Source organism: Pseudomonas rustica, assembly GCF_049959085.1.
In the GTDB taxonomy this organism is placed as follows: domain Bacteria; phylum Pseudomonadota; class Gammaproteobacteria; order Pseudomonadales; family Pseudomonadaceae; genus Aquipseudomonas; species Aquipseudomonas rustica.
The window spans coordinates 5,068,528-5,091,225 of the sequence record NZ_CP188200.1 but is presented as its reverse complement, the minus strand read 5'-3'; the positions used below and the strand labels follow the sequence as shown (position 1 = coordinate 5,091,225).

The window sequence follows — 22,698 nt, the reverse complement described above, 5'->3', positions numbered from 1 at the left end:
TCCCTCCGGGAGAGGGCTGGGGTGAGGGTAGCTGTTCAGAACCACGCATCCTGCATCGCCAGGCACGTATCATCCCGCGCCTCCAGCAACGCCAATTCATGGTGGCAACCCGGCACTTCCCACGTCAGAAAATACCGCGCCGCCTGCAACTTGCCTTTATAGAAGTCAGCATCGGCCGCATTGCCCTTGGCCAAGCCTTCCTCCGCACGAATCGCCTGTTCCAGCCAGCGCCAGCCAATCACCGCGTGCCCGAACACTTTCAGGTACAGCGCCGAGTTCGCCAGGCTGCTGTTGACCTCGCCCTGCGCCAGATCCGTCAGCAAACCAATGGTCACGGTTTGCAGGCGTGCCACCAGTTTTTCCAGTGGCTCACGCAGTGCTGTCAGCGAATCGTGCGCAGTCGAGCGTTCGGCCGTATTGGCAATCAGGCGAATCAGCTGCTTCAGCCCCGCGCCGCCGTTCTGCGCCAACTTACGCCCAAGCAAGTCCAGCGACTGAATGCCGTGGGTGCCTTCATGGATCGGGTTCAGACGGTTGTCGCGGTAGTACTGCTCGACTGGATACTCACGGGTATAACCGTGACCGCCAAGAATCTGGATCGCCAGTTCGTTGGCTTTCAGGCAGAACTCCGATGGCCAGGATTTGACGATTGGCGTTAGCAAATCCAGCAATTCCTGCGCTTGTTTACGCTCGGTTTCGCTTTCAAGCGTCGTGGTGTCATCGAACAGGCGAGCGGCGTACAAGCCGAGGTCAAATGCCCCTTCGACGTAGGATTTTTGCGTCAGCAGCATGCGTCTTACGTCGGCGTGCTGAATGATCGCCACCGGCGCGGTAGTCGGATCCTTGCTGTCCGGCACTCGACCTTGCGGACGTTCGCGGGCGTACTCCAGCGAGTACAGATAACCGGCGTAGCCGAGCATCACTGCGCCCATGCCGACGCCGATCCGCGCCTCGTTCATCATCTGGAACATGTAGCTCAAACCGCGATGTGGTTCGCCAACCAGATAGCCGACACACTCGCCGTTATCGCCGAAGTTCAGTGCGGTGGAGGTGGTGCCGCGCCAGCCCATTTTGTGGAATAACCCGGCCAGCAGCACGTCGTTGCGTGGGCCGAGGCTGCCGTCATCGTTGACCAGAAACTTTGGCACGATGAACAGCGAAATGCCTTTCACCCCCGGCGGCGCGTCCGGCAGTTTGGCCAGCACCATGTGTACGATGTTTTCCGAGAGCGGGTGATCGCCGCCGGAAATGAAAATCTTGTTGCCCTTGAGTCGATAGGTGCCGTCAGACGCCGGCTCGGCGCGTGTACGAATATCCGACAACGATGAGCCGGCGTGCGGCTCAGTCAGGGCCATAGTGCCGAAGAAGCGGCCGTCGATCATCGGTTGCAGGAAGCGCTGCTTTTGCTCTTCAGTGCCGAAGCTTTCGATCAGGTTCGCCGCGCCCATGGTCAGGAACGGGTACGAGGTCGAAGCAGCGTTGGCCGACTGGAAATGCGCGAAGCAGGCTTGCGACAGCAATGTAGGAAGTTGCATGCCGCCGGCGTCGAAACTTCTCGCGGCGTTGAGGAATCCGGCTTCAAGGAAGGCATCCACCGCCGGTTTTACCTCGGGAATCAAAATCGCCTTGCCGTCCTCGTAGCGCGGCTCGTTTTCGTCGCCTTTGCGGTTGTGCGGGGCGAAGTATTTCTCGGCGATATTGCGCGCGGTGCCGATAGCAGCGTCGAAGGTCTCGCGGTTGTGTTCGGCAAAGCGCTCACGCCGTGTCAGGCCCTCGGCATCGAGGACTTCATACAGCTCGAAAGCCAGATTGCGGGAACTGAGCAGCGTCTCGGACATGGCGGCCTACCTGAAATTGGGGTTGGGCCGAGTCTAGGCGTGCTGATAAATGCTGAACAGGATGATTGATGGGCGTGATACAGAAGCAAAAGATCGCAGCCTTCTGTAGGAGCTGCCGAAGGCTGCGATCTTTTGATCTTTTGATCTTTTGTAGGAGTGAGCCTGCTCGCGATAGCGGTGTGTCAGTCAAACAAATGTGTCTGATAGATCGCTATCGCGAGCAGGCTCACTCCTACAGGGGATTTCATTCCAGGCGACCATTGCGGCCGCCTGGATTTACAGCGGTTTAGCCGATCGTCATCAAGCTGGCATTACCACCCGCCGCCGCAGTGTTAACGCTCAACGCGCGCTCGATCACCAGACGCTCCAGGGCAATGTTGGTCTCGCCCTGGGACAAGCCCTGAACCCCAACAATCGCGCCGGCACGCTTGGCAATCTGCTGGCAAACGCCGCGCAACTGGTCGGAATGGCCGTGATGCAGCACCGCATCAAACACCACTTCGTCTTTATTCCAGTCAGCAACCAGCTTGATCCGCGCCTGAATCTCCTTCGGCAGGCGTGCGAACAATGCCTTGCTGATGTCGGACTCCGGCCATACCGCCGAACCGCCTACCGCCAGCACCGCTGCCAGTTGCGTCAGCAGATCACCTTCAACCTCGGCCAGGCACAGCACGTGCTCGCGCGGCAGGATCGCGTAGCTGTTTTTCTCGCCGGTCGGGCCGGCCAGCACGCGAGTGATGCCGCTCTGCGATTGCGCCGCGTACTGCACGCACAGGGTGCTCAGGTCGGCGTACTTGTTGCTTTCAGCCCAGGCTTTCAGGGCGTTCAGCGGTTTGCTCATGGCGTCGCGCAAACGAACGTCCGGGGCGATAACCGCATCACCACGAGCGAAGGATTGTTCGATGGCATCGGTAGGACGTGTCGCCAGCAAACGGTACAGGTACAGCGGGCCACCGGCTTTCGGGCCAGTACCGGACAAACCTTCGCCGCCGAATGGCTGCACGCCGACCACGGCACCGACGATGTTGCGGTTAACGTAGACGTTACCGGCGTTGACGTTGTCGATCACCTTGGCGATGGTCTCGTCGATCCGCGTGTGCACGCCCAGCGTCAGGCCATAACCGGAAGCGTTGATCTGGCCGATCAGTTGATCGATCTCTTTACGCTTGTAGCGCACCACGTGCAGCACCGGGCCGAAGATCTCGCGTTGCAGCTCGTCGAAGCTTTCCAGTTCGATCAGGGTCGGCATGACGAAGGTGCCGCGTTTGACCTCTTCGGTGTCGGCGATCGCCACTTGGTAAACATTGCGACCTTTGTCGCGCATGCCCTGGATGTGCTTGTCGATGCCAGCCTTGGCTTCGGCGTCGATCACCGGGCCGATGTCCACGGACAGGCGCTCCGGGTTGCCGAGACGGCTTTCCGCCATGGCACCTTTGAGCATTTCGATGACACGATCCGCGGAATCTTCCTGCAAGCACAGTACCCGCAGCGCCGAGCAACGCTGGCCAGCGCTGTCGAACGCCGACGACACCACGTCGATCACGACTTGTTCGGTCAGTGCCGAGGAGTCGACGATCATCGCGTTCTGCCCGCCGGTTTCGGCGATCAGTGGAATCGGACGGCCCTGGCTGTCGAGACGGCCAGCAATGTTGCGTTGCAGCAGGCGCGCGACTTCGGTGGAACCGGTGAACATCACGCCTTTGACGCGCTCATCACCGACCAGACCGGCACCGACAGTTTCACCGCGCCCCGGCAGCAGTTGCAGCACGCCTTCCGGGATCCCGGCTTCGAGCAGCAAGCGCACGGCTTGAGCCGCCACCAGCGGAGTTTGCTCGGCAGGTTTGGCCAATACCGGGTTACCGGCAGCCAATGCCGCAGCGACTTGACCGCTGAAGATCGCCAGCGGGAAGTTCCACGGGCTGATGCATACCACTGGACCCAATGGGCGGTGGGCGTCGTTGCTGAAATCGTTGCGCGCCTGCACTGCGTAATAACGCAGGAAGTCGACGGCTTCGCGGACTTCGGCGATGGCGTTGGCGAAAGTCTTGCCGGCTTCACGCGCCAACAGGCCCATCAGCGGCTGGATCTCGCCTTCCATCAAGTCAGCGGCGCGCTCCAGAATCGCCGCACGTTCGGCCGGCGGAGTGGCCTGCCAGATTGGTGCGGCATTCAGCGCGCATTGAATGGCGTTGTCGACGTCTTCGACAGTGGCTTCTTGAACGTGACCGACCACATCACGGTGATCTGCCGGGTTCAGCACGGCTGCCGGAGTTTCAGTGCTGGAAGCGCAACCGAGCATCGGCGCAGCTTTCCAGTCGGTGTGGGCAGTGGCGAGCAGGGCGCAGGACAGCGAAGCCAGACGGTGTTCGTTGGCCATGTCGATGCCGCTGGAGTTGGCGCGCTCGGCACCGTACAGATCACGCGGCAGTGGAATGCGCGGGTGCGGCAGGCCGAAACCACCTTCCACGGTCGCCATCTGCTCGATCTGCGCCACCGGATCGGCCACAAGCTCCTGAATCGAAATCGACTGATCGGCGATGCGGTTGACGAACGAGGTGTTCGCGCCGTTTTCCAGCAAGCGACGTACGAGGTACGCCAGCAATGTTTCGTGAGTACCGACCGGCGCGTACACGCGGCACGGACGGTTCAGCTTGCCGTCGGAAACTTTGCCTACAACTTGTTCGTAAAGCGGTTCGCCCATGCCGTGCAGGCACTGGAATTCGTACTGGCCAGGGTAATAGTTCTGACCGGCAATGTGGTAAATGGCCGACAGGGTGTGGGCGTTGTGCGTGGCGAACTGCGGGTAGATGACTTCCGGCACCGACAGCAGTTTGCGTGCGCAAGCGATGTAGGAAACGTCGGTGTACACCTTGCGGGTGTAGACCGGATAGCCTTCCAGGCCTTCGACCTGGGCACGTTTGATTTCGCTGTCCCAGTACGCGCCTTTCACCAGGCGGATCATCAGGCGATGACGGCTGCGGCGAGCCAGATCGATCACGTAGTCGATCACATACGGGCAACGCTTCTGATAAGCCTGGATGACGAAACCAATGCCGTTCCAGCCAGTCAGTTGCGGCTCGAAGCACAGGCGCTCTAGCAGATCCAGCGACAGTTCGAGACGGTCGGCTTCTTCGGCGTCGATGTTCAGGCCGATGTCGTATTGCTTGGCCAGCAGGGTCAGCGACAGCAGGCGCGGGTACAACTCGTCCATCACACGCTCGTATTGCGCGCGGCTGTAACGCGGGTGCAATGCCGACAGCTTGATGGAGATGCCCGGGCCTTCATAAATCCCACGACCGTGGGAGGCTTTGCCGATCGAGTGAATGGCTTGTTCGTACGACGCCAAGTACTTCTGCGCGTCGTGTTCGGTCAGCGCCGCTTCACCGAGCATGTCGTAGGAATAACGGAAGCCCTTGGCTTCGAACTTGCTCGCATTGGCCAGCGCTTCGGCGATGGTTTCACCGGTGACGAACTGCTCGCCCATCAGGCGCATGGCCATGTCGACGCCCTTGCGGATCATCGGTTCGCCGCTCTTGCCGATGATGCGGCTCAGCGACGAGGTCAGGCCGGCTTCGTTGTGCGTCGAGACCAGTTTGCCGGTCAGCAGCAGGCCCCAGGTGGCGGCGTTGACGAACAGCGACGGGCTGTTGCCCAAGTGCGGGTGCCAGTTGCCGGTGCTGATCTTGTCGCGGATCAGCGCATCACGAGTGCCTTTGTCCGGGATACGCAGCAGCGCTTCGGCCAGGCACATCAGCGCCACGCCTTCCTGGGACGACAAGGAAAATTCCTGCAGCAGACCCTGAACAATGCCCGCACGACCGCCGGCACTTTTCTGGTTACGCAGTTTTTCCGCGATGGAGGCGGCGAGTTTGTTGGTGGCTTCAGCCATGGCGACCGGCAGGCGAGCCTGTTCGATCAGCATCGGCACGACTTCCGGCTCAGGGCGACGGTAAGCGGCAGTGATCGAAGCGCGCAGAACGGACTGCGGCAGGATGCTTTCAGCGAATTCAAGGAAGCACTGGTGAGCGTGATCGTTGTGGACTTCGCCCGCCTCATCGGCGTCCTTGGCGGTCAGACCGTTCAGCTCGGTCAGGGTTGCACCACCCTCGAGTTTCTCCAGGTAATTGAAAATTGCCTGCTTGATCAGCCAGTGCGGTGTGCGATCAATCGAGGTCGCGGCAGCCTTCAGGCGCTCGCGGGTCGGGTCATCGAGTTTGACCCCAAGGGTGGTGGTAGCCATATTTTTATCCTCATGGTTGCCACAGTTGCGTGGCATCAGCTGGCCGCAAGATTAGCCGTGCGCCGAAAGAGGTGCAACCGGGTGCAACCCTTTTTTTGCCGGAATAATAAGCAGCTCGTCAGGAATTATTTTCTGGTACGAAAGTACTGCTCCTGCTTGGTGCTTTTGCTTCTAGCAAATGGCCATGACTGCCACAAAAGGGAGCAAAAACGCGGTGATTGTCGATAAAACCGACTAGGTGCAACTTATTCTCACGAAACTGGTTGCACCTCTTTTGCTTTGTTGCATAGGATTCGCGCCCAAGGTGCAACCGGGGAAATAACCCGGTGTATCGGCTGATGGCTTTCCTGGGGAAACATCAGTCCTAAATGCGCGGGATCCCGAATCGTCTGCCAAACGTCGTCGTTTGCGAGCGGTTCATCACCGCCGCTACATAAAAACAAAGCCAGGGCGTAACTTAATGAGCGTTAGCAATCCAACCTTGATCACGTTCGTGATCTACATCGCAGCAATGGTGCTGATCGGCTTGATGGCCTATCGCTCCACCAACAACCTTTCTGACTACATTCTGGGCGGCCGCAGCCTGGGCAGCGTCGTCACCGCGCTATCCGCCGGTGCTTCCGACATGAGCGGCTGGTTGCTGATGGGCCTGCCGGGCGCCATCTACATGTCCGGTCTGTCTGAAAGCTGGATCGCCATCGGCTTGATCGTCGGTGCCTACCTGAACTGGCTGTTCGTCGCCGGCCGTCTGCGTGTGCAGACCGAGCACAACGGCGACGCCCTGACCCTGCCGGACTACTTCGCCAGCCGTTTCGAAGACAAAAGCGGTCTGCTGCGCATTATCTCGGCGATCGTGATTCTGGTGTTCTTCACCATCTATTGCGCTTCCGGCATCGTTGCCGGCGCCCGTCTGTTCGAAAGCACCTTCGGCATGTCCTACGAGACGGCGCTGTGGGCCGGTGCTGCGGCGACAATTGCCTACACCTTTATCGGCGGTTTCCTCGCGGTAAGCTGGACTGACACCGTTCAAGCGACCCTGATGATTTTCGCGCTGATCCTCACGCCGATCATCGTGCTGCTGGCCACTGGCGGCGTCGACACCACGTTCCTGGCCATCGAAGCGCAAGATCCAAGCAACTTCGACATGCTCAAAGGCACCACTTTCATCGGCATCATCTCGCTGATGGGCTGGGGTCTGGGCTACTTCGGCCAGCCGCACATCCTCGCGCGTTTCATGGCGGCGGATTCGGTGAAATCGATCGCCAAGGCGCGTCGCATTTCCATGACCTGGATGATCCTGTGCCTGGGCGGCACCGTGGCCGTCGGCTTCTTCGGTATCGCTTACTTCTCGGCGCACCCGGAACTGGCCGGTCCCGTCACCGAGAACCACGAGCGTGTGTTCATCGAACTGGCGAAAATCCTCTTCAACCCATGGATTGCCGGTGTACTGCTGTCGGCCATTCTGGCTGCGGTGATGAGCACCCTGAGCTGCCAGTTGCTGGTGTGCTCGAGCGCCCTGACCGAAGACTTCTACAAAACCTTCCTGCGTAAATCGGCCTCGCAACTGGAGCTGGTCTGGGTCGGTCGCGCCATGGTTTTGCTGGTTGCGTTGATCGCCATCGCACTGGCGGCCAACCCGGATAACCGCGTACTGGGCCTGGTGTCCTACGCTTGGGCGGGTTTCGGTGCTGCATTCGGCCCGGTTGTGCTGATCTCGGTGATCTGGAAAGACATGACCCGCAACGGCGCACTGGCCGGTATCGTGGTTGGTGCCGTCACCGTGGTGGTTTGGAAGCATTTCGAACTGCTGGGTCTGTACGAAATCATCCCGGGCTTCATCTTCGCCAGCCTGGCGATCTACTTTGTCAGCAAGGCGGGCGAACCGACTCGCGGCATGGTTGAGCGCTTCGAGGCAGCGGAAAAAGATTTCATGCTGAACAAGTAAAACGCTGAGCTACGGCTCACATGAAAACGGCCCGTTTCCTACAGGAAACGGGCCGTTTTTTTGTGCCTGTGATTTCTTATTCACCGCAGTCCCTGTAGGAGTGAGCCTGCTCGCGATAGAGGTCTGACATTCAACATTGATGTCATATGACACAACGCCATCGCGAGCAGGCTCACTCCTACAGGGATCTGCTGTGGGGTTGAGGGATTTGTCTGTAGTCGAATGAGCCAATTTTCTGAGGTTTTTTCGACAACAGAAGTAGGGCAAATCTGATTTTTCCGTCCCCCACTCAACACCCCTTGCCCCTCATGCAGAATCGCCCGCCCTCACTCTGCAGAGACACATCGGATGTTCGCGCCTGCCAATCAACCGCGTTTCACGTTGACCCTCGAAGGCGCCCAAATTGACCTCAAAGTCCTTGAGTTCACGGGCAAGGAAGCCATCAGCCAACCCTTTCGTTTTGAGCTGGAACTGGTCAGTGAGCGGCCCGATCTGGATCTCGAAAGCCTGTTGCACTGTCAGGCGTTTCTCAGCTTTGACGCTGACGGTTCCGGCGTTCACGGTCAGATTTATCAGGTCGGGCAGGGCGATTCCGGGAAACGTCTGACGCGCTATCACCTCAGCCTTGTCCCGCGACTGACCTACCTCGGGCACCGCATCAATCAGCGTATTTTTCAGCATCTCAGCGTTCCGCAAATCGTTGAGCAAATCCTCAAGGATCACTCGATCCTGCGCGATGCTTTCGAATTTCGCCTCGGCAGCGATTACCCGGTGCGTGAGTATTGCGTGCAGTACGGGGAGAGTGATCTGGCGTTCATCCAGCGTCTGTGTGCGGAAGTCGGCATCCATTATCACTTTCAGCACAGCCTCGAAGGGCACTTGCTGGTGTTCGGTGACGATCAGACCGTTTTCCCGAAACTCGCCGAGCCGACCTTGTATCTGCCCGGCAGCGGCATGCTCGGTGCGGCGCCGGCGATCAAGCGCTTCAACGTTCGCGTGGAAACCCGTACCAGCGTGGTCACCCGGCGCGACTACAACTTCGTAAAACCGCGTCTGCAACTGGAAAGCCGTATCGACAGTGAGCAGCGCCCGGTGCTGGAGGACTATCACTTTCCCGGCCAATTCAAAGATCGTGAAACCGGCAAGCACCTCGCCCAGCGCGCACTTGAACGGCATGTCGCCGATTACCGTCAGGCCGAGGGCCTTAGCGACGAATCCTCCTTGGTTTGCGGACATTTCCTGCAACTGGCCGACCATCCGCGCCAAGACTGGAATGACCTGTGGTTGCTGACTGCCGTCGAGCACCATGGCCGACAGCCGCAAGTGCTGGAAGAAACGGCGACCAGCGATGGGGAAGGTTTCCAGGGTTACCGTAATACCTTTCTCGCCACGCCGTGGGACGTGTTCTTTCGTCCGGCGCTGGGCCCGGAAAAACCGCGCATGCTCGGTTATCAACCGGCCGTCGTCACCGGCCCGAAAGACATGGAAATCCATTGCGACGAGTACGGTCGGGTCAAGGTGCAACTGGCCTGGGATCGTGATGGTGAGTTGAACGAGCATTCCAGTTGCTGGCTGCGTGTCGCCAGCGGCTGGGCCCACGACGCTTATGGCAGCGTGCTGATTCCGCGAGTCGGCATGGAAGTGCTGGTCGGGTTCATCGACGCCGATGCCGACAAACCGCTGGTCATGGGCTGCCTGCCAAATGCTGCGACGCCAGTGCCGCTGGATCTGCCCGCCGACAAAACCCGCAGCATCTTCCGCAGCCAGAGCAGTCCCGGCGGTGGCGGCTACAACGAACTGCGCATCGAGGATCGCAAAGGTGCCGAGGAAATCTATCTGCGGGCCCAGCGCAACTGGACGCAGCACGTGCTGCACGATCAACAAGTGCAAGTGGATAACCAGCGCAACATCGTCGTCACCGGCCTTGCTCGCCATGAGTTGAAAGCCGATGAGCAGCGCATCACCCACGGACAGCGCCAGACTGAAGTGAAGAAAGATGATCACCTGACCGTGATCGGTGATCAGCATGTTCGCGTGAGCAGTCAGGCGCTTAACGCCAGTGCGCAAATCCACATCAGCGCTGGCCAGCAAGTGGTCATTGATGGCGGCGCGAGTGCAACGATTCAGGCCGGCGGGCAATGGATCAACATCGGCCCCGGCGGGATTTTCAGCAGCGTGCCGATTGTCGTGGGTGGCGCGCCGATGGCGGCGATGAGTGCAGCACCGGTCGTGCCGGGACTGCCGGAGAAACTGGCCGCAGCGTCGGCGGCGATGCTCACGGCGGCGCAAATCATGAGCCTGAAAGGTGATGCGCCATTCTGCGAAGAGTGTGAGCGGTGCAAGGATGGCATCTGCCCGACACCGAGCGGGTTGACCCAATCCCCAAAGTCCTCAGCCCGGCCGGCGCCTTCCAGCGTTGAGCCGGGCTTTCATATTGTTGAACAGGGAATGTCTCGGTCTGCACTGGAATCCACACTGTTCCCGCAGCCGGATCCGGCCGTGCTGGAGAAATTCCGCAGTCTGAATCCGCAGCTCAGCCAATACGCCAAACCTGGGCAACTGATCGTTCTGAGCGATCCGCGTAATACGCAATGCACTCGGGAAGAGGCGTTATTGATGGAGGCGGCGCAGAAAGTTGATGCCGTGTTGGCGCCGATGAATGATGCGGAGGCGGAGTTCATGGCGCGGCATCATGGGGAGATTGAGTCGTTTTTATCGTAGGGTTCGACTGGGGTGGGGATCGGTTCGGCGATGTTTGGTAGTCATCTTAAGAAACTCGCCGAGACTTTGGGTGAGTTGGAGGTTTTGCATAAACAGACATTCGACAAGCATGGCAAGCTGCAGGGGGCGGATTTCTTTGCCACGCGCAAACAGTTGATGACGCAACTTGATAACAGTTTAAGTCCCTTGGTGCGTAAAACAGTCGGTTTGCCCAATCATCCGAGTCTGAGGAGTGCGCTAGGTATTTCTAGTCGCAGCCTCGTCCATCACTGGAGCAAGGCTGGTACTTCAGCCGGGATTCCTGGATATGCGACGCATATTGATGGCGTCAGCAAGGCTAGCAAGGTTATGAAACTGGGTGGCTGGATTGGAATTGGTTTAGGTGCGGGTGCTGCCGGGTTCAAGATTAAAGATACTTGTCGCGCAGGAACGGAGGAGGCATGCAGGAGGGCCAAGTTCACTGAGGCCGGGAAATTGGGCGGTAATGTTGCCGGTGGATGGGGCGGCGCAATGATGGTGGCTCCGCTTGCGCAGTCATCGGTATAGGTACTGTCGGGGTCGGTGGAGTTGCTTGTGGTCTCGCTTTGACAGGCGTGGGTGCATTGGCCGGGGGCGAGGGTGGTGCTCTATTCGGTGAGTGGGTGGGTGAATTGTTATATGAGACTGCGCAATGAAAATAGCACTGAATGAAGTTTATGTATGTGTGGTTTTGACATTGGCTGCATTGTTTGTCTTATGCTTGGCTCTGATGTTCTATCTTGCATATTGTCGAATTAAAGAGATATTGGGCTATTTAAATAATTCTCCTGCTGTAATCGGTAGATCAATGCGTTTGAGTCTTGATCCACTCTCGCGATTGGCACTCCTCGGGCATATCAGCATGATGCTAATCATTCCTCGTCGCTCAATAAGAAAGCAGATCCTGAATGCTCAAGATTACGAACGGTTTCCATGCGGTTTGAAGGCATTAATCAGATTTTGTAACTATTCTATGTGGTTGCTGGCTGCGCTTATGGTGGTTATGTATGTTTTGTATCGCTGACTTTTACACATGACTGATGATGACGAAATTTGGTTTGTCTTGACGTTTGGTGCTTTATTTTTAGGGCTGGGGCTTATATCTTTTTTTGGTCACGTTTATTTGTATTTTTTTAAGATGCAGAGAATTCTGGATCTTCTTGGTAGATCCAGTGGAGTTTGGGTCAGTAAGTCTTTTTCATTTTTCGGTGCTTATTTTGTCTTGATTTGTATAGGTTCTTTCATGCTCTTTCCATCTTTGGCCATTAGGGGTGGCGCTTTGGATAAGGACGACTATCTGAATTTTCCCCGTGAATTAATGATGGCTGTTCGTATTTGTTATCTTTCTGCGCTCGGGGGAGGTGGGGCAATGATTGTGCTTTTGGCTGGTTATAAGTATATGGGTTGGATTGAATGAATTTTTTATTGATTAAATAGATTTTTTTTCTGTTGGTAAGTCTTAATTGAATGGGTTTTGCTATCCATTCGGGGAGTGGGGCGAGCAAGGGGCAGATGTTGTCTATGAAATCCAGAAATGAGATCTGATATTGAAATACTCTTCCTGTTGAGTGGTTTGGTATTGATTGCACTTATTTTTCTGTCGTCCTTGATTTTGCTGTTTGTCGCTTATTTTTTTGCGCGGGATATCTTTGAGTATTTGAGCAATTCGCCGGCTGTTATTTCTAGAAAACGCACCTTGGGGTGGGAGCCGATTGGCCGATTTCTATTTATTAGTAGTGTGGGCACGCTCATGATCTTCTCGCGTAAATCCATACGAAATGGTGAGCTGGACGCCAAGGATTACGAAGCCTTGCCGGTAGGCTTGCGGCGGATAATTTTATTTTCCAATTGGATGATGTTGGTGTTAAGCGCCATTGCAATAATCGGTGTGGTGTTGGGGAAGGTTAATGGTTGGTTGAGTTAACCACTTTTCGATGATCAATCTGTTTTTGTCATTCAGGTTGTCTCTTTACGCTAGTTTGTAACTCAGCCATTTGTTTTTGTAGATAACGGCATTCTCGATATTGTCGAGAGCTGCATAGGCCCTTGAATGAATAAACTGATTCCCCAGCATTGGTTACAGCGTCAGCCGCTAATGGCCGATGAACAACTGTTTGCAGTTCTCAGCAGCACCAGCGATGGCGAGCCGTTCAAGGTCTGGAGCGGGTCAACTACCGCACAAGCGCCAAGTCCGATTTGGGCGGACACTATTTACGCTGAGTGGGATACGGTGATGCCCTTCGTGGGAATTGTCGCTGTGGACAGTGAGTTTCTCGATTGGGTGGCGACTACCGAGTCCCGCGATTGGGGCTGGTTGGCAGTGTCTTCGGCGAGTCCTGAAGTGGTGGTCGAGCATTTTCGCAGCTTGACTCAGGTACTGATGCCGGACGGGAAAACGGTGTTTTTTCGATTCTGGGATGGACGTTTTCTGTTGCCGATTCTGCAGTCTGATGCAGTAGATTCGGTGCAGCTGTTGCCGGTTATCTCGCGCGGTTTGATCAATGGTCAGGCAATTGATATCGGTGGCGTGGCGCAGGTTTCTGGACGAGTTTTTCCTTGGTGGAAGGTGCCGGATTCGGTGTTGGTTTCGACGGGTGACGAAGTCCGGGTCAGCAATACTCTGCAGTGGCTGAGCGAGGAACATCCGCCAATTTTCGAAGCGTTTCCCGAGCCGGTTTTGCGTTGCAAGGTCAGGCAGTTTTTTCAGGTTTCGGTGTCGGAAGATTCGTCGCAGTTAGCGTTGTTGGCCTATTTGCGGGACGAAGATAAGTAAGATTTCCGGGCGAAGGTGTCGGACTTTTCCTTCGAGTTGCGGCGGTTTCCATGAACTGGTGGGCGGTGGGTTGCAGGGATAGTCTTTTGGCTGTCACCGCAAATTCGGTGGCAGGGCGTGGAAGCCCTTTTATCGTTAGGCGCATGAAGCACCACCAGGCAGGCATTCTTTGCTCTCTGTTTTTATGGTGGCTGTGCGCGGGGCGCTTTCGAGTGCGCCGGGTGCCTAACGTCCCGGTCTTCCACACCTGCGTACAGCCGCCACCTATTGCGTGGAAGTAAAAGTGGCGGCTCCAGTTCATACGTTAGGAGTCAGTCCATTGAAAAATTTAAAACCCGATCCACCCTACAAAAAAGTCACTCCCCATCCCGACAACCGCTTCATGGCCCTGACCAGCAACTGCAGCGATATGCCCACGCTGTTCATCGACACTCATGCGCCGCTCGACATCCTCATGGACGCCGCCAACTACCGCCTCCGCGCTGTGGCTCAAGTGCTGGAAAACATGTGCATGCGCGGCTCGGTCGAATGCGACTCCGTCATCCTCAGCGACTTCGCCCAGCTCTGCGTGATCCCCTTGCGCGACGGTTGTGATGTGCTTGATGTCATCGGCAGGCGCCTGCGCAGCATGCCTTAACGCCGGTGTTGTGACAGATCCTTCCTGCCTTGGTAGATGGAAGGATCACTAACCACCTGTGAGAATTTTAATTCTGTAGGTACTGATCCTGTGACTTGATAAAAGCGTCGAACGCAGGAGAGTTGTAAATTTCGAGGCAAGAATAGAACACGATATTTTTGCCCGACTGTTTGCTGATTGAAGATGTCTTCGTGTACGCCTCTGTCACGAATTTTTCGGTTTCGAGGTAGGGGTCGTGGGTGACTTCCAGTGTGTCCTCATTCTGCAATATGGCGTGTTCCCCTTTGCCCATAACTGAGTAAGCGCCAATCGCAAGTCCGAGGTCTGACTTGATATCTGATGCACTCTTGAATTGATTCGATATGCAGTTAGCTAGGCCGTAATTCTTCAGTGAGGTTCTTGCACTATTGAGATCTGCTTCACTTGAAATGGCGTTAGCGGACAGGCCAAGAATGCCTATTGCGATAAGCAGCTGGAATTTCATCCCTTTAACTCCCAGAAATTGATTTTTTCCAGCTTTACGTCTGGCGTATCGTAAGTGTGACTGTCTGAGCGGTGGTAGTCACTGTTATCGCCGGTCGCGCTACCGTTCCACAAAGTCGCATGACCCGTCGCATCGCTCCAGCCATTGATCTCCATGATAATCACGCCTCTCTTACCATTGATGTAATTTGCCTCGCTCATTATCAACTCACGATCCGGAGCACCCCAATTATGTTTCAGGAAAGCCAGAAAATCTGCAACTTTCATGATATAGGGGAGTTGATCCGCACCAGCAAGACGATAGATGGATTTGCTTGGAATGATCGTTCCTTTCGGTACTTTGTATCCACCATAGTTAAACCCTCTACTTATCCTCAGAGCGCATGCGTTTGCGTAAGCATCAGGTTTTTCTGCTCTGGCAGCTTCGACATTGCCTCCTACGAGCGCGTACACATCAATCGAGCTTTTAAGACCAACTTCTGCGTAGGCTGTCCACAAGGTGCTGAATTTTGGCCTTTTTACGAGGATGTTGGAGGTGACTCCACCGGCACTGATATTGAGCTGAGCCATTAAATTTCTCCCTCCATGTCAAAGGCTTCAGCCTCAAAAGCGTTTGGAATGATCGCTATACCTTTCGGGCCCACGGTGCCAGACAGCGCTTTTTCGGTTGCACCGCTGATCGTCACGGTAACGGTCTCGCCGGGTGAATAGCCGGAAGTTTTCACATGAATATTCAAGTCGGTATAAAAGCGCGACACCGAGTCCACCGGAGTTTGGTTGGCTCCATATGAAAACGTTATGCGTTGAATACTTTTCGGTTTGGGGACCAAAGGAATGATGGGAGAGAAGCTTGCAGCGCTATGTTCGCCTCCACCAAAGACGGAGGATTGAGCAAAGAGAACAGTGTTGGATTTCGGCGGACAGCCACACGCTACATAATCACCCTCAAGCGCAACCAGTCCTGCAGGCAGAGTGATAGTTCGCGGGCCTACCGCGACAATCGGGCCTTTACCCGGAGGGCATACGGGACAGCTGGCCATATGGCCGAGAGATGAAGTGCTCACCGCGTAATCAATGTTGATTCCGATGTTTCCTTCCAGAACCGCGCCCCCGGTTGATGTAGGGGCGCCGATACCGATCACCTTTCTTCCCATGTAAATTTCCCTCTTTACAGGTTTTAAGTGATACGGATATTCGCATTCCCTTCGCTTGTGCGACGATGGTTATGCTGCCGCAAAATGTTTCTTGATGTTGCTCGGGCTTTACGAGACATCGCCTTTAACCACCATCTGCGCGCCGTGATTCAAGTGCTGGAAAACATGTGCATGCGCGGCTAGATCGAGTGCGACTCCGTCATCCTCAGCGATTTCGCCATGCTGTGTGTGATTCCGCTACGTGATGGCTGTGATGTGCTGGATGTCATCGGTAAGCGGTTGAGCAGCATGCCCGCCTGAAAAAGATCAAAAGATCGCAGCCTTCGGCAGCTCCTACACGGGAACTAGGGGTCACCCTGTAGAGCTAGCGAAGGCTGCGATCTTTTGATGTTGAGGCCCGCTCAGCCGCCAACCCCTGACTTGCCGCGCGGTAAAAGGTAAACTTTGCGCCCTTCGCAGGAGCAGCCATGAATTATCGTCACGCCTTCCATGCCGGCAATCACGCCGATGTGTTCAAACACCTGACCTTGACCCGCCTCATCGCCTTGATGTCGCGCAAGGAGCAGCCGTTTGCCTATCTCGACAGCCACGCCGGCATCGGTCTGTATGACTTGCAGGGCGATCAGGCGAATCGCACCGGCGAGTACCTGGAGGGCATCGCGCGCTTGTGGGATCAGCCGGATCTGCCGGCGCTGACCGCCGATTACATGAAAGTGCTGCACGAGATGAATCCGGATGGCCAGTTGCGCTACTATCCGGGTTCGCCGGAGCTGGCGCGGCGTCTGACGCGGCCGCAGGATCGGGTGATGCTCAACGAGAAGCACCCGGAAGACGGCGTGCTGCTCAAGGACAACATGGCCGGTGATCGTCGGGTCAAGGTTCACCTCGGCGAGGGTTGGCATGTGGCGCGGGCGATGTTGCCGGTGCAGGAGAAGCGCGCGGTGATGCTGATCGATCCGCCGTTCGAACAGCTTGATGAGATGCAGCGCTGCGCGGCGTCGTTGAAAGAGGCCATTGGCCGCATGCGCCAAACGGTGGCGGCGATCTGGTATCCGGTGAAAGACCAGCGTGCGCTGCGTCGTTTCTATCAGGATCTGGCCGGGAGCGGCGCGCCGAAGCTGTTGCGCGTGGAGTTGCTGGTGCATCCGCTGGATACGCCGAACAGTCTGAACGGCTCCGGAATGGCGATTGCCAATCCGCCGTGGGGGCTGGAGGAAGAACTGCGTGAGTTGCTGCCGTGGTTGTCGAAGAAACTGGGGCAGACTCAGGGTGGCTGGCAGATGGATTGGTTGATTGCTGAGAGCTGATCAACGGCAAGATCAAAAGATCGCAGCCTGCGGCAGCTCCTACAGGGGGTGGGGTCGTCCACAAATGTGCGGACGATCACTGATCTCCTGTAGGGGCTGCCGAAGGCTGCGATCTTTTGCTTTCAGGCTTTAATTACCCGCCAGACTCGGTGGCATGCACACGCCGGTGCCGCCAATCCCGCAATAACCTTCAGGATTCTTCGCCAGATACTGCTGGTGATACGTCTCGGCGAAGTACACGGTCGGCGCTTGTTCGATCTCGGTGCTGATTTCACCCAGGCCAGCCTTCGACAATTCAGCCTGATACACCGCTTTGCTCTTCAGCGCCGCGTCCAGATGCTCTGGCGAAGTCGCGTAGATCACCGAGCGGTACTGCGTGCCGATGTCGTTGCCCTGACGCATGCCTTGCGTCGGGTTGTGCAGTTCCCAGAACATCGCCAGCAGCTCTTCGTAGCTGACTTTATCCTTGTCGAACACCACCAGCACCACTTCGGAGTGGCCGGTCAGGCCTGAGCAGACTTCTTCGTAGGTCGGGTTCGGGGTGAAGCCGCCAGCGTAACCGACGACCGTGCTGACCACGCCTTCGCGCTGCCAGAAGCGGCGCTCGGCGCCCCAGAAGCAACCGAGACCAAAGATCGCAAAATCGACGTCCTGGAAAAACGGGCCGAGCAGCGGGGTGTCTTCAAACACGAAGTGTTTTTCAGGCAGGGTCATCGCGGTTTCGCGGCCGGGCAGAGCTTGTTCTTTGGTTGGAAGCACGTTTTTGTTCACCAGAATTTCCGAGCGCAGAACCATGATCAGTCCTCTCAGTCAGGTTGGATGTAAAAAGTCAGACCGCCAGTGTGCCCAATGATGCCCGACTTCGCACTATCCAATGTAGGAGCTGCCGAAGGCTGCGATCTTTTGATCTTGTCTTTAAAAAAACAGGATCAAAAGATCGCAGCCTTCGGCAGCTCCTACATGAGAGGGCGGCGGGGGGTTAGAGGGCGAGCGGGCCGCGCGGGTAGCGCTTGAGGGCCTGAATCAGCTCGCCGCCGGGGATCGGGCGGTCGAACAGGTAGCCCTGGCCGACGTCGCAGCGATGGCGACGGAGGAACGCCAGTTGCTCGGCGGTCTCGATGCCTTCCGCCACAACCTTGAGCTTGAGGTTGTGCGCCATGGCGATCACCGCTGAGGTGATTTCCATGTCGTCCTGGTTGTCGGGGATTTCGTGGATAAAGCTGCGATCGATCTTGATGATGTCGATCGGGAATTTCTTCAAATAACTCAGCGACGAATAACCGGTACCGAAGTCGTCCATGGCCAAGGTCAGGCCCAGACGCTTGAGCTGATCAAGCTGCAAGTGCGTGTCCTCAGTGGCTTCCAGCAGCAAACCTTCGGTCAGTTCCAGTTCGAGCAGATGGGCCGGCAGCGCTTCTTCCTTGAGGATGTTGGCGATGGAGGCGACCAGATCCGGGTCGGAAAACTGTTTCGGCGACAGGTTGATCGCCACTTGCAGATTGCCCATGCCGGCAGCGGTCAGCGCTTTGCTCATGCGGCAAGCCTGACGCGCGATCCACTTGCCGATCGGAATGATCAGCCCGGTCTCTTCGGCTACGCTGATGAACTGATCCGGGCGGATCATCCCGCGTTCCGGGTGGTTCCAGCGCAACAGCGCTTCCATGCCCAGCAAGCGACCGCTGCGCAGGCACAACTTGGGCTGATAGAACACGTCCAGCTCGTTCTGGGTGAGGGCGCGGCGCAGGTTGTTCTCGACGAACAGTTTGTAACTGGCCTCGGCGTTCAGCGCTTCGGTGAAGACTTGCACCTGATGTTTGCCGTTGGCCTTGGCCTTATGCAGAGCAAGACCGGCGTTACGCATCAGGGTTTGCGGGTCGCGACCGTGCAGCGGTGCACAGGCCAGACCGACCGAGCCGGTGACACTGATCAACTGGTTGTCGACGAACATCGGTTTATCCAGCGTCGCCAACAATTGGTTGGCGATCTGCTGACCAGTCGCCAGATCGGTGTCGTCGAGCAGCACGGCAAATTCGTTACTGGCGAATCGCGCGAGGCTGCCACTTGGGCTGAGGCTGTTGCGCAGACGCCGGGCCAGGCTGATCAGCAGTTTGTCGCCGGTCTGGTGGCCGAGGCTGTCGTTGATGCGCTTGAAGTTGTCGATGTCGACCAGCAACAGGCTGATCGGGGTATCGCTATCCCGGGCGAAGCGTTCGTCCAGATTGCGGATAAACGCCGGACGGTTACCGAGGTTGGTCAGGTTGTCGGTATAGGCCAGGCGCTCGATGCGCTGTTGCGCGAGCTTGGTCTGGGTGATGTCTTCGTAAATGCCGATGTAATGCGTCAGCTCACGGTTGTCGCCGTAGACCTTGGAGATCGACAACTGGCCCCAGTACGGTTCGAGGTTTTTCCGGCGGCTCTTGAATTCGCCCTGCCAACTGTTGCTCTTGGCCAGTGCGGAAGGGGCATCGAACAGCAGCTCGCTAAGGTTTTCCAAGGCTGGCAGCTCGGATAGGCGCTGGCCGTGGACTTCCTCGGTGGTGTACTGGGTGATCGCGGTGAAGCTCGGGTTGACGTACTCGACCACGCCGTCGCAATTGACCAGCAAAAACGCGTTGGCGCTTTGCTCGACCGCACGCTGGAACAGGTGCAGGGCGCTGGTGGCGGTGCGGCGGTTGTGGTTGTTGATGACTTGCGCGAACTGGTCGGCCAACTCGCCGGCGAAGGCGATCTCGTCGGACTGCCAGGCCCGAGTGACGCCGGTCTGTTCCAGGCACAACACGCCGACGACCTGACCATCGACACGAATGCTGGCATCGAGCATCGCGTTGACGTCGCGCGGGCGCAGGGCTTCGGCCATTTCGCGGGTACGCGGGTCACGCATCGCGTTGTGCGCATCGATGGCGCGGCTGCTCTGCAACGCTTCCATGTAATCGGGGAAGGTGCTGACGTCGATCACGTCCGGCAGGATGTATTCCTGCGTCGTACGGTGGTACGCCGAGATCGGCACCAGTTGCTGGCCTTCGAGGTTCCACAGGCTGGCGCAGTCGATTTCATAGATATCGCAGGCGCAGCGGGTGATCAGTTCGGCGGCTTCCTGCAAGGAATTGTGCGTGCTGTAGCGCTGACGGGCGAGCAGCAAAATCAAATCCTGCTGGGCGCGGACACGCTCCAGATGCAGCAGTTGTTCCTGCTGCGCGCGCTGGTTCAGTTCGAGGGCGATTTGCAGGCGCGAGTTCTGGGTTTCGAGGTCGACCGAGGGTTGCAGCGGCGCATCGTCGAAGACGTCATCGACCGCCAGCAAATAGCCGCGCAGCAGGTGACGATTGTGTTGTTTGTAGGCTTCGCCCAGTTCAAGAATATTCAGCGCGCCGGCCGGGGTGTGCAGGGTGTAACGCACCAGATAATGCGGGCTGGCGCCGAGTTGTTGCTGGATCGCGTCGTGCAGTTGATAGCGCGCTTCCGGTTCCATCAGGCTGGCGTAAGGCGAACCGACCAGAGCGCACAGCTCGACAGCGGGCTGGCCGAACTGGCGTTCGCAATTCGGATCGAGAAAGAGCATCGCCCAACTGGCTTCATTCAAGCGCTCGAAACGCAGCATGCCGAGCCGCGAGGGCACAGGCAACTGCGTCACTACCTCGGCCACCATACGGCTGGCGGCATCGGGTTGGCTCTTCATGAAGGGAACTCGCTTGGAAATATGCTGAACGCGCCGGGCTCTCGCCCTCTTAAACGTTGCCTGCGGCAAGGTTGCATCATTGCAGCACTGACTGACAAGAGTGATGAAGGCCAAGTGCTATAAGAATATGTCGGCTGGAGTGAACATTTCTCCAGCGTCTATTTGAAAACAGCAAAAGATCGCAGCCTTCGGCAGCTCTTACAGGGGAACGAGGTCAAATGTAGGAGCTGCCGAAGGCTGCGATCTTTTAAGGTTTAGCGCAGATCTATCGCAATCGACTGCAATGGCTTGCCATCGCGATCATGGTAATTCACCACAATCCGCTCAGCCTCGACCACCATGTGCGCGAAGTTATCCTGACTGATCACCTCGCTCGTCAACTCATGCACATAATCGCCCGCCGCCGTGCGCACCAACGGCTGATCCAGAATGAAAGTGGACGCCTTGGCATACGGCAGCAGTTTGCTGTTGCACAGCGGCGATGACACCACGGTGTGCACTTCGAAATCGTGATCTTCACTGTGCGTCAGGCGCGCAGTCATCGAGCCGTGCACGTCGCCGGAAATAAAGATGACATTGCTGATCCGCCGGGTACGGATGGTTTCCAGCAAGCGCAGACGCTGCTCCGGAAAAGCTTTCCACGCATCTTCGCCAAGGCCTTTGCCGTCCGGGTAGAACATCACGCTGGTGACCACGAATTTGACCCGCGCCGTGCTGTTGATCAGCCAGTCCAGCAGCGCTTGCTCCTGTTCGTCGTCTAGGATGCGTCGATCATCGGCCGACAAGTTGCGTCGGGTGCGGCTGTCGGTGACAAACCATTCGAGATCGCCGTCGCTGAATTGATACCAATAATGCTGGACAGATGAATGATCAACTTGGCCGTTAGTTGCCAAAGAACAGGCCGGGCTATGGCTGGCTTGATACAGTTCATAGGCTTTGGTGGCGTTGTTATATAACGCGTCGTCACCTGCTTCGGCATTCGCCGGCCAATTGTCCTCGATTTCATGGTCGTCGAGAATCATGTACGTCGAAGTTTCCGACATTAAGCGCTTTATGTTGGGTTGCGAAAAAGCTGCGCGGTACTTTGCGAGAATATCTTTGTATTCGTGATCAGGCGCAATCAAGTTGAGGTCGTCGACATAGATCTGATCGCCGGTCATCAGCATTGCACTGATGGGTGGTTGTATCCCCTCAATCAATTGACGGATTGAAGCAAAGATTCGGTCACCCAACTGCGGCAGCACCGCAACCCCTGCCGTCATGCGCAGGTAACGACACGAACCAACGATGTAGGCGCGCGGCTGCAATGATTCGCCGGAGCGGGTGCGGAAGCGATAGATCTCGCGCGGCCATTGCAGCGGTAGCTCGGCGACGCTGTCGACGGTGTGTACCGGACTCATCGGGCTGAACCAGCCGGTTTGATATTCGTATTCGGTGTCTTCATCCAAGTTATTAAGTGCGATCACATTGGACATGTCGCGAGATTCGTCGAGTTTGGCAAAAATGCCTTTAGTCCATTGTGGCGTGTCGCTGGCCCGGTAACGAATGCCGGCGAACACCTGAAGATCTTTTTGAAACTCGCCGCGAATAAATATCCGCGCCTGGTTAGTTGTAACGTGGCCAATAATCGGGCCGATAGTCGGTTTTAACATGTTCGAATCCATTCGAATGAGTGTCAGATAAAACTAAAAGGTAGTTTGACTGTGCTGTGCCAAGACTAGTTGGCGTTTGGATAAAAAGATCGGCACGAAGTTGACTCGGGCTGTAGCCGATGTCAGCGCAATGTGTGGGAAAAGTATAAGAAGCGAATTTCAGGCAAAAAAAAGCCCCGTCAAACTGACGGGGTTGAGGTACGAGCGTGTGGCGCTCGAAAACGTGAAACACAAGTGGCCCTCCATTGCTGGAG

The 22,698-nt window shown here is 56.7% G+C and carries 16 protein-coding genes and 2 pseudogenes; 10 read left to right on the top strand and 8 right to left on the bottom strand.

What is annotated here, in order from left to right; genetic code table 11:
* Positions 1-35: 35 nt before the first annotated feature.
* On the bottom strand, positions 36-1,838 hold the full coding sequence (locus tag ACP3TY_RS23165) for an acyl-CoA dehydrogenase (protein WP_426618575.1): 1,803 nt from the start codon (positions 1,836-1,838) through the stop codon (positions 36-38).
* Between the two features lie 286 nt (positions 1,839-2,124).
* Positions 2,125-6,078: a trifunctional transcriptional regulator/proline dehydrogenase/L-glutamate gamma-semialdehyde dehydrogenase gene (gene putA, locus ACP3TY_RS23160; protein WP_053116702.1), complete on the bottom strand. Its 3,954-nt coding sequence runs from the start codon at positions 6,076-6,078 to the stop codon at positions 2,125-2,127.
* A 460-nt stretch (positions 6,079-6,538) separates the two neighbouring features.
* Between putA and putP the strand changes: the two genes are divergently transcribed.
* The 8 genes and pseudogenes from putP to ACP3TY_RS23120 all read left to right on the top strand — a co-directional run bounded on the left by putP (position 6,539) and on the right by ACP3TY_RS23120 (position 14,172).
* The gene (gene putP / locus ACP3TY_RS23155; RefSeq protein WP_426618574.1) at positions 6,539-8,023 is read left to right on the top strand and encodes a sodium/proline symporter PutP; all 1,485 of its coding nucleotides are present in this window, start codon (positions 6,539-6,541) and stop codon (positions 8,021-8,023) included.
* A 348-nt stretch (positions 8,024-8,371) separates the two neighbouring features.
* A pseudogene (locus ACP3TY_RS23150) lies at positions 8,372-10,378 on the top strand (type VI secretion system tip protein VgrG); the annotation flags it as partial.
* A 396-nt stretch (positions 10,379-10,774) separates the two neighbouring features.
* Entirely contained in the window at positions 10,775-11,290 is a 516-nt protein-coding gene (locus ACP3TY_RS23145; RefSeq protein ID WP_426618573.1) for a hypothetical protein, read from the top strand.
* Between the two features lie 124 nt (positions 11,291-11,414).
* Positions 11,415-11,786 carry a hypothetical protein gene (locus tag ACP3TY_RS23140; protein WP_426618572.1) on the top strand — a complete coding sequence of 124 codons (372 nt, stop codon included), beginning with the start codon at positions 11,415-11,417 and terminating at the stop codon, positions 11,784-11,786.
* A 9-nt stretch (positions 11,787-11,795) separates the two neighbouring features.
* Positions 11,796-12,179: a hypothetical protein gene (locus ACP3TY_RS23135; protein WP_426618571.1), complete on the top strand. Its 384-nt coding sequence runs from the start codon at positions 11,796-11,798 to the stop codon at positions 12,177-12,179.
* A gap of 117 nt (positions 12,180-12,296) precedes the next feature.
* On the top strand, positions 12,297-12,686 hold the full coding sequence (locus ACP3TY_RS23130) for a hypothetical protein (RefSeq protein ID WP_426618570.1): 390 nt from the start codon (positions 12,297-12,299) through the stop codon (positions 12,684-12,686).
* A 171-nt stretch (positions 12,687-12,857) separates the two neighbouring features.
* On the top strand, positions 12,858-13,535 hold the full coding sequence (locus ACP3TY_RS23125; RefSeq protein WP_426618569.1) for a DUF4123 domain-containing protein: 678 nt from the start codon (positions 12,858-12,860) through the stop codon (positions 13,533-13,535).
* 319 nt (positions 13,536-13,854) lie between these two features.
* Positions 13,855-14,172 carry a hypothetical protein gene (locus tag ACP3TY_RS23120; protein ID WP_426618568.1) on the top strand — a complete coding sequence of 106 codons (318 nt, stop codon included), beginning with the start codon at positions 13,855-13,857 and terminating at the stop codon, positions 14,170-14,172.
* A 67-nt stretch (positions 14,173-14,239) separates the two neighbouring features.
* Here ACP3TY_RS23120 and ACP3TY_RS23115 read toward each other — a convergent pair whose 3' ends face one another.
* Genes ACP3TY_RS23115 through ACP3TY_RS23105 form a run of 3 tightly spaced genes read right to left on the bottom strand, consistent with a single transcriptional unit; the run spans position 14,240 to position 15,809 of the window.
* On the bottom strand, positions 14,240-14,656 hold the full coding sequence (locus ACP3TY_RS23115; protein ID WP_212544866.1) for a hypothetical protein: 417 nt from the start codon (positions 14,654-14,656) through the stop codon (positions 14,240-14,242).
* Positions 14,653-15,225: a type VI secretion system amidase effector protein Tae4 gene (locus tag ACP3TY_RS23110; protein ID WP_426618567.1), complete on the bottom strand. Its 573-nt coding sequence runs from the start codon at positions 15,223-15,225 to the stop codon at positions 14,653-14,655. Before ACP3TY_RS23110 ends, ACP3TY_RS23115 begins: the two co-directional genes overlap by 4 nt.
* The gene (locus ACP3TY_RS23105; protein ID WP_212544868.1) at positions 15,225-15,809 is read right to left on the bottom strand and encodes a PAAR domain-containing protein; all 585 of its coding nucleotides are present in this window, start codon (positions 15,807-15,809) and stop codon (positions 15,225-15,227) included. The genes ACP3TY_RS23110 and ACP3TY_RS23105 overlap by 1 nt, the downstream gene beginning before the upstream one ends.
* 120 nt (positions 15,810-15,929) lie before the next feature.
* Here ACP3TY_RS23105 and ACP3TY_RS23100 point away from each other — a divergent pair.
* Both ACP3TY_RS23100 and ACP3TY_RS23095 read left to right on the top strand, forming a co-directional pair.
* A pseudogene (locus ACP3TY_RS23100) lies at positions 15,930-16,109 on the top strand (hypothetical protein); the annotation flags it as partial.
* 167 nt (positions 16,110-16,276) lie between these two features.
* Positions 16,277-17,116 (top strand): 23S rRNA (adenine(2030)-N(6))-methyltransferase RlmJ, encoded by an 840-nt coding sequence (locus ACP3TY_RS23095; RefSeq protein ID WP_053116708.1) that lies wholly within the window; start codon positions 16,277-16,279, stop codon positions 17,114-17,116.
* A gap of 129 nt (positions 17,117-17,245) precedes the next feature.
* On the opposite strand, the gene msrA is transcribed toward ACP3TY_RS23095, so the two are convergent.
* The 3 genes from msrA to ACP3TY_RS23080 all read right to left on the bottom strand — a co-directional run bounded on the left by msrA (position 17,246) and on the right by ACP3TY_RS23080 (position 22,444).
* A complete protein-coding gene (msrA, locus tag ACP3TY_RS23090) occupies positions 17,246-17,911 on the bottom strand; it encodes a peptide-methionine (S)-S-oxide reductase MsrA (RefSeq protein ID WP_053116709.1) in 666 nt (221 codons plus the stop codon).
* Between the two features lie 184 nt (positions 17,912-18,095).
* Entirely contained in the window at positions 18,096-20,792 is a 2,697-nt protein-coding gene (locus ACP3TY_RS23085) for a putative bifunctional diguanylate cyclase/phosphodiesterase (RefSeq protein WP_053116710.1), read from the bottom strand.
* A gap of 254 nt (positions 20,793-21,046) precedes the next feature.
* Positions 21,047-22,444, bottom strand: a complete 1,398-nt coding sequence (locus ACP3TY_RS23080; protein ID WP_426618566.1) for an alkaline phosphatase D family protein — start codon at positions 22,442-22,444, stop codon at positions 21,047-21,049.
* Positions 22,445-22,698: the final 254 nt, after the last annotated feature.

Bases quoted from the DNA above. Each gene is read 5' to 3' on its own strand.
- ACP3TY_RS23165 (WP_426618575.1), bottom strand. From the start codon at position 1,838: ATGTCCGAGACGCTGCTCAGTTCCCGCAATCTGGCTTTCGAGCTGTAT.
- putA (WP_053116702.1), bottom strand. From the start codon at position 6,078: ATGGCTACCACCACCCTTGGGGTCAAACTCGATGACCCGACCCGCGAG.
- putP (WP_426618574.1), top strand. From the start codon at position 6,539: ATGAGCGTTAGCAATCCAACCTTGATCACGTTCGTGATCTACATCGCA.
- ACP3TY_RS23145 (WP_426618573.1), top strand. From the start codon at position 10,775: ATGTTTGGTAGTCATCTTAAGAAACTCGCCGAGACTTTGGGTGAGTTG.
- ACP3TY_RS23140 (WP_426618572.1), top strand. From the start codon at position 11,415: ATGAAAATAGCACTGAATGAAGTTTATGTATGTGTGGTTTTGACATTG.
- ACP3TY_RS23135 (WP_426618571.1), top strand. From the start codon at position 11,796: ATGACTGATGATGACGAAATTTGGTTTGTCTTGACGTTTGGTGCTTTA.
- ACP3TY_RS23130 (WP_426618570.1), top strand. From the start codon at position 12,297: ATGAGATCTGATATTGAAATACTCTTCCTGTTGAGTGGTTTGGTATTG.
- ACP3TY_RS23125 (WP_426618569.1), top strand. From the start codon at position 12,858: ATGGCCGATGAACAACTGTTTGCAGTTCTCAGCAGCACCAGCGATGGC.
- ACP3TY_RS23115 (WP_212544866.1), bottom strand. From the start codon at position 14,656: ATGAAATTCCAGCTGCTTATCGCAATAGGCATTCTTGGCCTGTCCGCT.
- ACP3TY_RS23110 (WP_426618567.1), bottom strand. From the start codon at position 15,225: ATGGCTCAGCTCAATATCAGTGCCGGTGGAGTCACCTCCAACATCCTC.
- ACP3TY_RS23105 (WP_212544868.1), bottom strand. From the start codon at position 15,809: ATGGGAAGAAAGGTGATCGGTATCGGCGCCCCTACATCAACCGGGGGC.
- ACP3TY_RS23095 (WP_053116708.1), top strand. From the start codon at position 16,277: ATGAATTATCGTCACGCCTTCCATGCCGGCAATCACGCCGATGTGTTC.
- msrA (WP_053116709.1), bottom strand. From the start codon at position 17,911: ATGGTTCTGCGCTCGGAAATTCTGGTGAACAAAAACGTGCTTCCAACC.
- ACP3TY_RS23085 (WP_053116710.1), bottom strand. From the start codon at position 20,792: ATGAAGAGCCAACCCGATGCCGCCAGCCGTATGGTGGCCGAGGTAGTG.
- ACP3TY_RS23080 (WP_426618566.1), bottom strand. From the start codon at position 22,444: ATGTTAAAACCGACTATCGGCCCGATTATTGGCCACGTTACAACTAAC.